Origin of the sequence: Streptomyces sp. NPDC012637 (genome assembly GCF_042954805.1) — a bacterium.
In the GTDB taxonomy this organism is placed as follows: domain Bacteria; phylum Actinomycetota; class Actinomycetes; order Streptomycetales; family Streptomycetaceae; genus Streptomyces.
Genome location: NZ_JBIBDS010000007.1, coordinates 152893 through 165779, shown reverse-complemented (window position 1 = coordinate 165779; position 12887 = coordinate 152893). Strand labels below are relative to the sequence as shown.

Below are 12887 nucleotides of genomic sequence, written 5' to 3'. Positions count from 1 at the left end.
CACAGTCTGACGCCCGATGCTCTCGCGTGTTACTTGCTGGTACGGAATGATGGTGTCCGACCACCATCCACACGCATTCCACATGGCCGGGGGCTGAGGCAGCGGTGACGACTTCCCATTCGGATTCCCCTTCCGATTCCCGTTCCGAGGAACGGAGCAGGGTGCACGCCTTCCGGGACGACGCCCTGGGCGAGCACGACACGGTCGGTCTCGCCGCCGCGATCCGGCGGGGCGAGGTCGGGGCCGCCGAGGTCGCGCGGGACGCGGCGGAGCGCGTACGGTCCGTGGAGGGCCGGCTCCACGCGGTCCAGCTCCACACCGACCCGCGGACCGCGGACCGCGCCGACGGCCCGGGCGCGCTCACCGGGGGCGGGGCCTTCGCGGGCGTGCCCAGCTTCGTCAAGGACAACACCGACCGGCGGGGCCTGCCCACCGGCCACGGCAGCGCGGCCTTCACCCCGCGCGCCGCCCGCCGGGACGCGCCCTTCGCCCGGCAGTTCCTCAGCACCGGCGTCACGGTCCTCGGCAAGACCCGGCTGCCCGAGTTCGGGTTCAGCCCGTCGACGGAGTTCGAAGGCGCCGAGCCGGTCCGCAACCCCTGGAACCCCGGCCACTCGGCGGGCGGTTCGTCGGGAGGCAGCGCGGCCCTCGTCGCGGCCGGAGCCGTGCCGATCGCGCACGCCAACGACGGCGGGGGCTCGATCCGCATCCCGTCCGCGTGCTGCGGACTCGTCGGCCTCAAGCCGACCCGCGGCCGGGTCGTGCCCAACGCCCAGAGCCGCCAACTGCCGCTCGACATCGTCTCGGACGGCGTCGTGACCCGCTCGGTACGGGACACCGCCGCGTTCCTCGCCGCCGCCGAACGCTACTGGCGCAACCCCAAGCTTCCGCCCGTGGGCCTGGTCGAAGGCCCCTCGGGCCGCCGGCTGCGCATCGGCCTGCTCCTCGACTCCCCGAACGGCGTCCGCTCCGACGCGGCCACCCGCGAGGCGGTCACCGAGACCGCGGCCACGCTGGAACGGCTGGGACACGCCGTGGAGCCCGTGCGGCCGGCCATCGACCCGCGCTTCACCGACGACTTCCTCACCTACTGGGGACTGTTGTCGTTCCTCATCGGCGCCACCGGCCGGACCCTCGGCGCCGACTTCGACCGCCGCCGCATGGACGGCCTCAGCCGCGGGCTGCGCGAGACCTACCTCGCGAACTGGCGCGGCACCCCCGGCGTCCTGCGCAGGCTGCGCCGCACGAAGGAGGCGTACGCGGCGGCGTTCCGCGGCCACGACCTGCTCCTGTCCCCGGTCCTCGCCCACACCACGCCGCCGATCGGCCACCTCAACCCGGCGGTGCCGTACCCGACGCTGATCGAACGGATCCTCGCCTACGTCGCGTTCACCCCGATCGACAACGTGGTCGGCACGCCGTCGCTGTCCCTCCCCGGGCCGACCACGACCGCCGAAGGCCTCCCCGTCGGCGTCATGTTCTCGGCCCGCCCCGGCGCCGAACGCACCCTGCTGGACGTCGCCTTCACCCTGGAGTCGGAACACCCCTTCCGCCGCATCCAGGACGCGTGAGCCGAACCCGGCGGACCGCCCGGGCGGCCTCACGCCGATCGGCACGCCGACACCCGTGCGCGCCCTGGCCCCACCGGCCGCTGACGGGTCTCCGGTCCGCGGCGCGGCCGACGCGGCCCTGCCGCGGGGACCGACCACCGGTGCCCCGGATCCCCCGTTCGGTCCGGGGCCCCGGTGGTTCGCAGGATGGAGTCTTCCGCCGGGCGGCGGGACTTTCCAGGGGATGATCATGCAGATAATGGAGAGCCCGCCGGCCCGCGTCCGGAGGCAGTCCGGACGAAAGGCGCCGCATGAGACTCTCGGCCAGTGACCGACGCCGCCTGAAGGAGATCCTTCAGCGGCGCAGGGCCGCGCTCGACCCCGTCACCATGGGGTTCCCGAAGCGGCTGCCCGGCCCCGGGCGACGGGCCGCCGGACTGAGCCAGGAGCAGATGGACGCCCTGCTCACGCGGACCGTCGGCACCTACAACCGGTTCGAGAACGGTCAACTCGCCAACCCCGGAACCGACTTCCTCACCGCGGTCGCCCGGACCCTCCGGCTGGACGAACAGGAGTGGGCCTTCCTGTGGCGGCTGATCCGCAAGGAGCAGCCGCCGCACGCGCTGCACAGCAGCTCCGGCATGTCCATAGCCGGGGTGTGGCAGCGGATCATCGACGGGGTCGGCGATTCCGTGGCCTTCATCCACGACGCCGAGTGGAACGTGCTCGCCCACAACGAGGAGTTCCGCCGCCTCTTCCCGCGCGGGCAGGCCCCGGCCAACATGATGCGTTACATGCTGCTCGCCCCCGAGGCCCGCACCGACGTCCTCATCGACTGGGAGACCCAGTGGGTGCCGGCCATGATGCCGCACCTGAAGCACGCCGCCGAGCTGCGGCCCGGCAACGACGGCCTCGCCCGGCTCGAACGCGACGTCCTCGCCGACCCGGTGACCGGCCCGCTCTACCGGGTCTGCGCCTCCGCCCCGATCCCCTTCTACGACGGTTCCGAACTCCCGCTGCGCCACGCAGTCCACGGCCCCGGCCGGCTCACGACCTGCCTGGCGGACCTCACCGCCGCGCCCGGCGCCCGGCTGAACATCAGCCTGTTCACGCCCACCGCCCCGTGATCACGGCCCTCGGCGGCCGACGGTGTGGCGGGGCCTGGTGGCGCGACGGCGGCCACGTGAGAATGCCGCCATGACCGACACCGCCGCGCCGTCGCCCTCGCCGGAGCAGGATCCCGGCCCCCACGCGGAGACCCGTCCTTCCGTACGTGTCGAGCGGGACGGCCCGGTGACGACCGTGGTGCTGTCACGACCCGCCGCCCGCAACGCCGTGGACGGCCCGACCGCCGCCCGCCTCGCCGACGCCTTCCGGGAGTTCGAGGCGGACGACGGGGCCTCCGTCGCCGTGCTGTGGGGCGAGGGCGGGACCTTCTGCGCGGGCGCGGACCTCAAGGCCGTCGGCACCGAGCACGGCAACCGCGTGGCGGAGGACGGCGACGGCCCCATGGGCCCGACCCGGCTGCGCCTGACCAAGCCGGTCATCGCGGCCGTCGCCGGACACGCCGTGGCCGGCGGTCTCGAACTGGCCCTGTGGTGCGACCTGCGGGTGGTCGAGGAGGACGCCGTCCTCGGCGTGTTCTGCCGCCGCTGGGGCGTGCCGCTGATCGACGGCGGCACCGTCCGCCTGCCCCGGCTGATCGGCGAGAGCCGCGCCATGGACCTGATCCTCACCGGACGCCCCGTCCCGGCCGCCGAGGCCCACGCCATCGGCCTGGCCAACCGCCTCGTCCCGCCGGGCCGTTCCCGCGCCGCGGCGGAGGCGCTCGCCCACGAGATCGCCGCCTTCCCGCAGCTGTGCCTGCGCCACGACCGGCTGTCCGTCCGCGAACAGCACGGCCTGCCCGAGCCCGAGGCCCTGGCGGCCGAACTCCGCCACGGCATGGTCCCGCTGTCGGCGGGCGAGACCGCTGCGGGCGCCGCACGCTTCGCGTCGGGCGCGGGGCGGCACGGCTCGTTCGACGGCTGAGCGGTCGGCGGGAGTCGGGGTGAAGGGGAGAAGGGGAGAAGGGGAGAAGGGAACGCGGGCAGGCGGGAAGCGTGACGCGGGAAGGCGGGCAGGCGGGCAGGCGGGGGCAGGGCGAAGTCCAGCGCCCGGCTCCCGGCCGAAATTGCCTGGCGCGCCGCCCGCGAGGGCCGGAGACTCGACCCATGAGTGACATGGAGGCGTTCCGGCAGGCGGTCACCGCGTGGGCGGCCGGCGGCCCCGGCGACCCGGCGCGGGAGCTCGCCGCGCGACTGCCCGTGCGGACCGTGGTCCTGCTCGAGGGACTGAGCGACGTCGCCGCGGTCGACGCGCTGGCCGCGCGCCGCGGCCGGGACCTGGCGGCCGAGGGAGTCTGCGTCCTGTCCATGAACGGCGCGATGAACGTGGCCCGTTTCGCGCGTCTCCTCGGCCCGCCCGGCCTCGGCCTGCGCCTCACGGGCCTCTGCGACGAGCGCGAGCGCGGCTACTACGCGCGCGGCTGGGAGCGGGCGGGCGTGTCGGCCGGGCAGGAGTTCCACGTCTGCGAGGCGGACCTGGAGGACGAACTCATCCGCGCCCTCGGCCACACCCGGGTGCGGGAGGTCGTCGAGGCGCAGGGCGACCTGCGCCCCCTCACGACCTTCCTGCGCCAGCCCGAACAGCGCACCCGCACACCGCAGCAGCAGCTCCGCCGCTTCCTCGGCACGAAGAAGGGCCGCAAGATCCACTACGGCCGGGCCCTGGTCGAGGCCCTTCCGGTGAGCGGCACGCCCACCCCGCTCGACGCGCTGCTGGCCGGCCTCTGACCCCGGCCGCAGCGGCGCGCCGCGCGGGAAGGCGTCAGGCGGTGATCCAGTCGCTGGTGGCGATGACCGGCTGGACGCCGTCGCGGTGGACGGTGCCCTCGATCAGGCCGTACATCCGGTCGGCGGCGTAGTACACCTCGTTGTCGTTCTTCAGGCCGAAGGGCTCGAGGTCGACGAGGAAGTGGTGCTTGTTCGGGAGGTTGAGGCGGACCTCGTTCACGCTTCCGCAGTTGTCCAGGACCCGCTCGGCCATCGCGTGGAGCGTCTGCTGCAGGGAGTAGCTGTACGTCTCGGCGAACGCCTCCAGCATGTGGCGCCTGACCTGCTTGTACGAGCGGTCCCAGTCGAAGTCCGGCTCGCCGGCGGCGATCGCGGAGTGCGCCCAGCGGGCCGTGACCTTGGTGGCCAGGATCCGGTCGTAGGCCTCCTGGAGCGTCGTGTACCGGTCCTTGACGAAGCCGTGGAACTCGGAGTTGGTCGAGTTCATGACGGTCAGTTCCGTCAGGCCGGAGATGACCTGGAGCTGCCCGGAGTGACCGCTGTACGTGACCTGCGCGGTGCGCACTTCCTGGCCCTTGCGGACGAAGGAGTGCTGTTCGGCGCGCGTGGGCACGGAGATCCGGTCCCAGCCGAACTCCTCGACCCGGATCTGCGCCTCGTGGATCATCGGCTGCGAGTGCACGAAGTGCTGGGCGAGCAGGATCGCGAACGCCTCGGGAGAGGCGATGCCGTGCTCCTTGGCGAAGGCGTAGACGGTGTTCTTGGTGGTGTCGGTCGGCAGACAGTTGCCGTTGTCACCCGTCAGATGCACCTCGCGGAACTCGCCTCGCAGCGCGACGGAGACGTTCAGGTCGCGGATCTCGTGCCAGGCGCCCTCGTTGCCCTGACGGGTGATCTTGACGATGCGGTTCTCGGCCTTGCCGTACTGGTTCTGGGCGAGGACGTGCTTGCTCATGGCGTTGCTCCTGCGGGTACGTGGAATCGTGGTCCCCGTACGCCCGGCGTCCAGCGCACGCGCAGCGCGCGACGCTCCCCGCCGTCCGGCCCCGCGCCAGAGGGGCCGCCCCGGGACTGACGAGCATCCCGGTCCGTAGGTGTGTTCGCCACGGATTGCAGCACAGGCGTCCCCCGATCGACAAGAGGCGGGGAACGATCACCCGCCGAAATGCCGGTCGCCGCCGCCGGCCCCGGCGGCCTCGGCGGCGATCCGGTCGAACTGCGCCCCCATCGCCTCGGAGAGCGCCCGGGCGGCGGACAGCGGCCGGACCATCACCGTGAAGTCGTCGATCAGGCCGTCCTCGTCGAGGTGGAGGAAGTCGCAGCCGTCGATCTCCCGGTCGCCGACCTTCGCCTTGAAGACCAGGGCGTGGTCCCGCCCGTCCGCGCCGACGATCTCCCGCACGTAGCGGAAGTCGGTGAAGACGCGCGTGACGCCGCGCAGGATGGCTGCCGTGATCGCCTTGCCCGGGTACGGCTTGAAGGCCACGGGGCTGGTGAAGACGACGTCCTCGGCGAGGAGGGCTTCGATCGCGGCGTGGTCGCCGGCCTCGACCGCCTGACGGAAAGACTTCATCATGACCTCCATGACTAATCAATTAATTGAGTAGGCGGTTGGAGGTTAGAGGCTCCCGTGGTGATCGGTCCAGCCTTGCCGGGGGACTCAGGCCAGCTTCTTCAGGAGCTGGACGGCGAGAGGGGCGGAGGAGGCCGGGTTCTGGCCGGTGACCAGGTTGCGGTCGACGACGACGTTCGGCGCCCACGGTTCGCCGGCCTTCACGTGCAGACCTGCCTCGAGGAGCCGGGTCTCCAGGAGCCACTTCGCGCGCTCACCGAGGCCGGCCTGGATCTCCTCGGCGTTCGTGAAGGCGGCGACCTCGTAACCGGCGAAGGCGTTGGTGCCGTCCGCCTTCTCGGCGGCGAGCAGCGCGGCCGGGCCGTGGCAGACCACGCCGAGGGGCTTGCCCGACTCCAGGGTGTCCATCAGCAGCCGCCCGGAAGCGGCGTCCACCGCGAGGTCCTCCATCGGGCCGTGGCCGCCGGGGTAGAAGACGGCGGCGTAGTCGGCGAGGTCCACGTCCTCCAGCTTCACCGGGGTGTTGATCTCGGCCATGGCGGCCAGGGCCGCGGCGATCCGGTCGGCGCCCTCCGGCCCGCCGTTGACCTCGGGGGCCAGGCTGCCGGCGTCGACCGTCGGCACCACTCCGCCCGGCGTCGCGACGACCACCTCGTGCCCGGCCGCGGTGAAGGCCTCGTACGGCGCGACGGCCTCCTCGGCCCAGAAGCCGGTGGGGTGCTCGGTTCCGTCGGCCAGCGTCCAGTGGTCGACGCCGGTCATCACGAAAAGGATCTTCGACATCAGGGTGCTCCAGGAGTGACGGGCCCCGGCGGGGCCGGTGAAAGGGGTGATGCCGTCGACAGTAGGACGGCCCACCCATAGAGATCCAATGAAGAAGGCAATGCCTGTCATCGGAAATCCAATGGGGTCGCTCGGAAGGTGCTCGACGGACCTCCGCGCCACCGCCGGGGCGGCAGCCGTCCGCCTGACGGGGGCCGTCGGGCCACCAGGGCGGTGCGTAGGGCGTCCGACGGGCGGGCAGAGCGTGATCATGACAGAATCCCCGTCCCCGTCCCCGTCCTCCTCCTCCGCTCCCGCCCCGGGCTTCCCAGCTGCCCCGGCACCGCCCGCCCGGCCGTTACGGCAGCTGCTCGCCGCCTCGGTCGGCAACGCCGTCGAGTGGTACGACTGGTACGCGTACACCTTCCTCGCCGCCTATCTGGCCCGCGAGATCTTCCCGCCCGGCACCGGGAACTCGCTGGTCCCGCTCCTGTCCACCTTCGCCGTCTTCGCCGTCGGCTTCTTCATGCGCCCGGTCGGCGGACTCCTGATGGGCGCCGTCGCCGACCGGCGGGGCCGCCGCGCCGCGCTCACCGTCACCATCCTGCTGATGGGCGGCAGCAGCCTGCTGGTCGGCCTCACGCCCACCTACGCCGCCGCCGGAGTCCTCGCCCCGGTCGTGCTCGTGACGGCCCGGCTGCTCCAAGGCCTCTCGGTCGGCGGGGAGTTCGCCGCCTCGACCACCTTCCTGGTGGAATCGGCGGGCCCCGGCCGTCGCGGCCTGTTCTCCTCCTTCCAGTACGTCTCCACCTCGATCGGCCAGCTCGCCGCCTCCGGCACCGCCGCGCTCCTCGTCGCCGTGCTGCCCGCGGACGCCATGGACGGCTGGGGCTGGCGCGTACCGTTCCTGCTGGGCGCGGTGCTCAGCCTCGCGGGCTTCTGGATCCGGCGCGGCGCCGAGGAGACCCGCGGCGCCCGGCACGCCGAGGACCGCCGGCCCGGGCTCCTCGACGCGCTCCGCCACCACCCGCGGGCCTCGCTGCTGATCGGCGGCATCACCGCGGGCGGCACCCTCGCGTACTACACCTGGACCTCCTACCTGCCGACGTACGCCGAACTCGACACCGGCATCGCCAAGGAGGACGCACTGCTCGCCGGCACCCTGTCCCTCGCCTTCTTCACCGTGCTGCAGCCGCTCGGCGGCCTCCTTTCCGACCGCTTCGGGCGCAAGCCGGCCCTGCTCTTCTTCGGGCTCGGCTTCGCGGTGCTCGTGGTGCCCCTGCTGCGCGCGCTCGACGGCTCCTTCCTCACCCTGCTCCTCGTCCAGTGCGCGGGCATGGTGCTGCTGACCGGCTTCACCTCGGTCTCGGCCGCGGTGAACGCGGAGACCTTCCCCGCGCGCGTACGCGCCGCGGGCATCGGCTTCCCGTACTCGCTGACCGTCGCGCTCTTCGGCGGGACGGCTCCTTACGTCGGCACCCTGCTGAAGGACCTGGGCAGGCCGGGACTCTTCCCCTGGTACGTCGCCGCGCTGTGCCTGGTCTCCTCCGTCGTGTACCTGAGGCTGCCGGAGACCGCCCACAAGCCCCTCGACCGCTGACCTCCGGAGGGGAACACAGTCAGGGACGAGGGCGGGGCTCAGCGCTCGCGCAGGGCGGGCAGCAGCGTGCTCTCGGCCCAGCGCAGGAAGGGGCCCTGGTGCCCGCCGCCGATCTGGACCAGGGCGAGATCGGTGAAGCCGGCCTCCTCGTACTCCCGCGCGGCCTTCACGACCGCGTCGGGATCGTCGCCACAGGGGAAGGCCGCGGCCACGTCCTCCGGGCGGACGTGCGTGCCGGCCTGGGCGAAGCCCGCGGGCAGCGGCAGCTCGGCGTTCATGCGCCAGCCGCCGAGCGCCCAGCGGAACTGTTCGTGCGCGCGGGCCACCGCGGCGTCCCGGTCGGTGTCGTAACAGACCGGAAGCTGGCCGATCCGGGGCTTCCCCGCACCTCCGTGGGCTTCGAAGGCGTCGACGAGGTCCCGTTCCGGCTGGGTGGCGACCAGCAGGTCGCCGTGCCGGCCGGCGAGGGCGCAGGAGCGGGGGCCGGAGACGGCGATCCCGATGGGCGGCGGGGTCTCGGGCAGATCCCACAGCCGGGCGTCGTCGACCTGGAAGTACCGTCCGTGCCGGGTCACGTACTCTCCCGTGAACAGCGCCCGGATGATCCCGACGGCCTCCTCGAGCCGGTCGAGCCGGACCCGGGCGGCCGGCCAGCCCGCGCCGACGACGTGCTCGTTGAGGTTCTCGCCGGAGCCGAGGCCGAGCCGGAACCGCCCCTCGGACAGCAACTGCACGGTCGCCGCCTTCTGCGCGACCACCGCCGGGTGGTAGCGGAAGGTCGGGCAGGTCACGAAGGTCATCAGCGGGATCCTGGAGGTGGCCTGCGCGGCCGCTCCCAGCACGCTCCACGCGTACGGCGAGTGCCCCTGGGCCTCCAGCCACGGGAACGCGTGGTCCGAGACCACGGAGAAGTCGAAGCCCACGGCCTCCGCCTCGACCACGTCACGGACCAGCTCACGCGGGCCGGCCTGCTCGGTCATCATCGTGTAGCCGATGTGCATCATGTGCGGCGCGGTGCCCCGTGGGCCCGCCCGTAAACGGCCACGGTCCTTCTCCCGCCCGTCGAACTCGGCCCGGCCCGCGACGGCCTGGGCGGCGAGGACGGCGAAGGAGGCGGCTCACCCGTTCGGCCGACCCCTGGGGGCGGGAGCTCCGGATCCCGGGTGTGCTGGAGGCATGGGCCGACCAGAGTTCATCCCGCTGGCCGTAGGGCTGTTCCTCCTCGTGCTCGCCCTTCCGTGGATCAACGGGTTCTGGGAGGACCTCAGCACCCCGCTGGGTCCCATGACCGGCCTCTTCAGCGTCACCTCGCGGGTGCACGGATGACCCCGCCGCCCTCCGGTCCTGCGGACGGCGGCGGCCGGTACGGCGAGGCCGTCTTCCGGCCGGAACAGGCGGGCGAGGGCGAGCGCATCGACTTCGGCGCCCTCGCCTACGACGACGTCACCATGGCGCGACTGCGGGCGCTGGGAGCCGGCCCGGGATGGCGCTGCCTCGACGTGGGCGCCGGCACGGGAACGGTGTCGCGCCGTCTGCTCGACGAGGCCGGCGTGGACGGCGTGCTGGCCGTGGACCGTGACGTACGCTTCCTCGCCGAGCGGCCCGTAGCCGGGCTCGACGTGGTCGAGGCCGACATCACCGCGCCGGACTTCGCCCCCGGCCGGTTCCGGCTCGTCCACGCCCGTTTCGTGCTCATGCACCTGCCCGAGCGCGAGCACCTGATCACCACCCTGGCCGGACTCGTCGAGCCGGGCGGTGTGCTGGTGCTCAGCGACGCGGTGGACCTGGCCGGCCACGTCGACCTGGGCGACCACCTCGACCGGGACGGGGGACGAGACCGGGACGGAGGCCGAGACCAGGCCTGGGGCCGAGACCGGGACGGAGGCCGAGACCAGGGCGGGGACCCCGGCCGAGGCCGGACGCCCGGCACGCCGTACTCGCTCGCCATGCGGGCGATGTGGCAGGGACTGCGGGCCACCATCGGCACCGACGTCTCCTGGGTGCCCTCGTACCCGTACCTGCTGCGCCGAGCCGGCCTCGCGGGCGTCGCCGCCGAGATCCACGTCCCGCCGTTGCTGCCCGGCAGTCCCATCAGCCGCTTCTGGGCGGACACGTGGCGGCGGAGCCGGGCCGCCATGACGGCCACCGGGCTGCTCGACGACGCGGGTCTCGACGCGGCGATCCGCTACCTGGACTCCGACGAGTGCGCGGCGCTGTCGGCGGGCATGCTCACCGCCTGGGGACGGAAGGCGGCCCCGGGCCCGTCCTAGGCCCTGTCGTCACCCTCCGGCCTGCCCCGCGATGCCGTGCCCGCGCTCTCGCCGTACCGGGTACAAGCCCGAGTGCGTCCCGTACGAGGTCTTGCGCCCGGCACGCCGGGAGCACGCACCTGTCGCCGCAGGGCCGCCCTCCGGGCGACGACGGGAGTCTGACGACAGGAGCCAGTGGCCCGCCGCCCCGGTCAGCGGACTCGACGGGGTCTGGTGAGCAGCAGGCCCAGGAGGAGCATCGCCAGACCCAGGCCGAAGTGGAGCCAGTTGTCGGGCTCGTTGACGGGGATGACGTTGGCGTCGTCGGTGCGGTCGATCAGCAGGCCGTACACCCACAGGGCCAGATAGACGAGGCCACCGCCGACCAGGAAGGAACGGGCGGCGGGCGCGGTCCGGGACATGGCGATGCCCGCGATGCCGAAGAGCAGGTGCACGATGTTGTGCAGTGCGGAGACCTGGAAGACGCCGAACAGTTCGGCGCCCGAGTCGTGCCCGGCGAAGGTCATCGAGTCGTAGCCGGTGGTCACGGCCGGAATGAAGCCGAGCACCCCGGCCGCCAGGAACACGATGCCGATCAGCAGCGCGGCCGTCCGCACGGGCGCCGTTCCCGCCGTCGGGCGCCCCGGGGTCGTCATGCCGAGCCCTCGCTCGCGTCGTCCGCGCCGTGGCTGAGCAGCCGCCTGAAGAAGGAGCGGTACTGGCGCAGGGCCGTGCGGAGGTCCTCGGTGTCGACGCCCTCGCCCTGCTTCCACTGGCCTTCGAGCGTTCGCCGGTGGTCGGCGAAGGTGGCGGCGAGCTTCTGCATCACGTCGGCGACGAGGGTGTCCGCCGCGTGCACGGCCTCGCGCGGATCGTCCACGAACATGCTCTGGATGTCGTGCCAGCGGGTCCGGAAGCCCTCCTCGTCCGTGGGCTCCATCAGCCGCGGCGACTCGTCCGCGGGGCGGTCCGCCCTCACGCCGCCCGTGTCGCCGCCGGTCTCGGCACGGGTCTCCGCGCCGGTGTCGGCACGGGTCTCCGCGCCGGTCTCGGCGCCGGCCACGGTGGCGGTGTCCGCGCGGTCGTCACCCTCCCTGTCCCGACGGGTGCCGGTCGCGGTCCCCGCGCCGGTGCCGGCGTCCTCACCGCTCGTGGGCACGCTCTCGCCGGGGTACGTGGGAGGCGCGCCGGAGCCGGTGTCACCCTCCCCGCCGGCCTCACGTCCCGTCCCGGACTCGGGCCCGGTCACGGGCTCGCTCCCGCGCGCACGCTCGCTCGCGCCCGGGCCCCGGGCGATGTCCTCGGTCGACAGGCCGCTGCCGGCCCGTCCGGAAGTGTCGTTGTCGCGCATGCCGAAGTCCCGCCTCTCAGGTCCGGCCGGAGCCGGGCTGGTTTCCGTCGGCGAGCAGTTCGTCGAAGAGGACCCGGTAGTGGATCATCGCCCCGCGCAGCTGCTCGGTGGTGGCCTGGTGTCGTGAGCTGAGGTGTTCGACGTCGTGTGCCGCGCGGTAGTGCTCCAGCGTGCGGCCGTGCTCGACGGACAGGTCACGGACCTGTTGCTCGAAGTCCTCGGTGGGATAGCCGCGCTCGCGCATGACCGCCGTCACCAGCCGGTCCGCGTCGTGGACCGCCGTCTCGGGGTGGTCGACGAACTGCTCCTGTACGCCCTGCCACTCACGCAGGTAGCGCTTCCTCAGGTCCTCGTCGATCGGGCGGATGTCGAGCGAGTCGTGCCGCTCCTCGCGTGCGCCGAGGTCGTACTCGGCGGCGCGTCGGCCGCCCGCCTCGTCGACCGTGCGGTCGTACTCGGAGCCGTAACGCTCCCGCAGCCGGTTCCGTCTGCGTCGGTCGAGCACGAAGGCCAGGACGACCAGGACGATCACGACCGCGATCGGAATGACGATGGCCAGAACGGTGCCTGTGGACATGAGCCGGCCCCCTTGGCTGTGACGGGCTCCTTCGTCCCGCGACTGCCCGGCTGCCGACGGCCGAAACCGCCGGTCGTGGGGGCAACCGGCCACGTCCCGTCAGTGAGCGGCGGCGCCGAACTCGGCGTGCTGCGAGCGCAGCGCGAAGTCGGTCTCGTCAGCGGGCGGGCGTCCGACCGAGCAGCGCCGTGCCGCTGCTCGGGCCTCCCGCATCAGCATGACGAACTCCTCGTCCGTCAGCCTGCGTCGACAGCGGGTACCGCCGTCGTTCGCCCGGGTCTCGGCCTGCCTGCCCATGATCCTCTCCGCCTCTCCGCTTCCGCGCTTCTCGCACGGCGACTACCCGACGGGCGCCGGAACAGACATCGCCCCGCGACCGGACGGGCGACGA

The 12887-nt window shown here is 73.1% G+C and carries 15 protein-coding genes; 7 read left to right on the top strand and 8 right to left on the bottom strand.

From position 1 onward, the window contains the following. Positions 1-161: 161 nt before the first annotated feature. From ACFY8W_RS26575 to ACFY8W_RS26560, 4 genes are all read left to right on the top strand, one after another. A complete protein-coding gene (locus ACFY8W_RS26575) occupies positions 162-1571 on the top strand; it encodes an amidase (RefSeq protein WP_391110048.1) in 1410 nt (469 codons plus the stop codon). A 290-nt stretch (positions 1572-1861) separates the two neighbouring features. Next, positions 1862-2677, top strand: coding sequence for a helix-turn-helix domain-containing protein (locus tag ACFY8W_RS26570; protein WP_391110046.1), 816 nt, complete (start codon positions 1862-1864; stop codon positions 2675-2677). A gap of 70 nt (positions 2678-2747) precedes the next feature. Continuing rightward, entirely contained in the window at positions 2748-3581 is an 834-nt protein-coding gene (locus ACFY8W_RS26565) for a crotonase/enoyl-CoA hydratase family protein (protein ID WP_391110043.1), read from the top strand. Positions 3582-3763: 182 nt separating this feature from the next. After that, positions 3764-4384: a TOPRIM nucleotidyl transferase/hydrolase domain-containing protein gene (locus ACFY8W_RS26560; RefSeq protein ID WP_391110041.1), complete on the top strand. Its 621-nt coding sequence runs from the start codon at positions 3764-3766 to the stop codon at positions 4382-4384. A gap of 34 nt (positions 4385-4418) precedes the next feature. Here ACFY8W_RS26560 and pucL read toward each other — a convergent pair whose 3' ends face one another. The 3 genes from pucL to ACFY8W_RS26545 all read right to left on the bottom strand — a co-directional run bounded on the left by pucL (position 4419) and on the right by ACFY8W_RS26545 (position 6740). Continuing rightward, positions 4419-5339: a factor-independent urate hydroxylase gene (gene pucL / locus ACFY8W_RS26555; RefSeq protein WP_391110038.1), complete on the bottom strand. Its 921-nt coding sequence runs from the start codon at positions 5337-5339 to the stop codon at positions 4419-4421. Positions 5340-5537: 198 nt separating this feature from the next. Continuing rightward, positions 5538-5957: a nuclear transport factor 2 family protein gene (locus ACFY8W_RS26550; RefSeq protein WP_391110035.1), complete on the bottom strand. Its 420-nt coding sequence runs from the start codon at positions 5955-5957 to the stop codon at positions 5538-5540. An 87-nt stretch (positions 5958-6044) separates the two neighbouring features. After that, positions 6045-6740, bottom strand: coding sequence for a DJ-1/PfpI family protein (locus ACFY8W_RS26545; RefSeq protein WP_391110033.1), 696 nt, complete (start codon positions 6738-6740; stop codon positions 6045-6047). Between the two features lie 250 nt (positions 6741-6990). Here ACFY8W_RS26545 and ACFY8W_RS26540 point away from each other — a divergent pair, with 250 nt between their 5' ends. Beyond that, positions 6991-8319, top strand: a complete 1329-nt coding sequence (locus tag ACFY8W_RS26540; RefSeq protein WP_391110031.1) for an MFS transporter — start codon at positions 6991-6993, stop codon at positions 8317-8319. A 38-nt stretch (positions 8320-8357) separates the two neighbouring features. Here the strand turns inward: ACFY8W_RS26540 and ACFY8W_RS26535 are convergent, their stop codons facing one another. After that, entirely contained in the window at positions 8358-9323 is a 966-nt protein-coding gene (locus tag ACFY8W_RS26535; RefSeq protein ID WP_391110029.1) for a TIGR03557 family F420-dependent LLM class oxidoreductase, read from the bottom strand. Between the two features lie 172 nt (positions 9324-9495). Here ACFY8W_RS26535 and ACFY8W_RS26530 point away from each other — a divergent pair, with 172 nt between their 5' ends. Both ACFY8W_RS26530 and ACFY8W_RS26525 read left to right on the top strand, forming a co-directional pair. Continuing rightward, positions 9496-9645: a hypothetical protein gene (locus tag ACFY8W_RS26530; protein WP_391110026.1), complete on the top strand. Its 150-nt coding sequence runs from the start codon at positions 9496-9498 to the stop codon at positions 9643-9645. After that, positions 9642-10589, top strand: a complete 948-nt coding sequence (locus ACFY8W_RS26525; RefSeq protein WP_391110024.1) for a methyltransferase domain-containing protein — start codon at positions 9642-9644, stop codon at positions 10587-10589. Before ACFY8W_RS26530 ends, ACFY8W_RS26525 begins: the two co-directional genes overlap by 4 nt. Positions 10590-10780: 191 nt before the next feature. Here the strand turns inward: ACFY8W_RS26525 and ACFY8W_RS26520 are convergent, their stop codons facing one another. The 4 genes from ACFY8W_RS26520 to ACFY8W_RS26505 all read right to left on the bottom strand — a co-directional run bounded on the left by ACFY8W_RS26520 (position 10781) and on the right by ACFY8W_RS26505 (position 12793). Then, on the bottom strand, positions 10781-11224 hold the full coding sequence (locus ACFY8W_RS26520) for a DUF4383 domain-containing protein (protein ID WP_391110022.1): 444 nt from the start codon (positions 11222-11224) through the stop codon (positions 10781-10783). Continuing rightward, complete coding sequence (locus ACFY8W_RS26515) at positions 11221-11919, bottom strand: hypothetical protein (protein WP_391110020.1); 699 nt, start codon at positions 11917-11919, stop codon at positions 11221-11223. The genes ACFY8W_RS26520 and ACFY8W_RS26515 overlap by 4 nt, the downstream gene beginning before the upstream one ends. A 16-nt stretch (positions 11920-11935) precedes the next feature. Next, entirely contained in the window at positions 11936-12496 is a 561-nt protein-coding gene (locus ACFY8W_RS26510) for a hypothetical protein (protein ID WP_391110018.1), read from the bottom strand. Positions 12497-12595: 99 nt separating this feature from the next. Further along, entirely contained in the window at positions 12596-12793 is a 198-nt protein-coding gene (locus ACFY8W_RS26505) for a hypothetical protein (RefSeq protein WP_391110015.1), read from the bottom strand. Positions 12794-12887 lie beyond the last annotated feature (94 nt).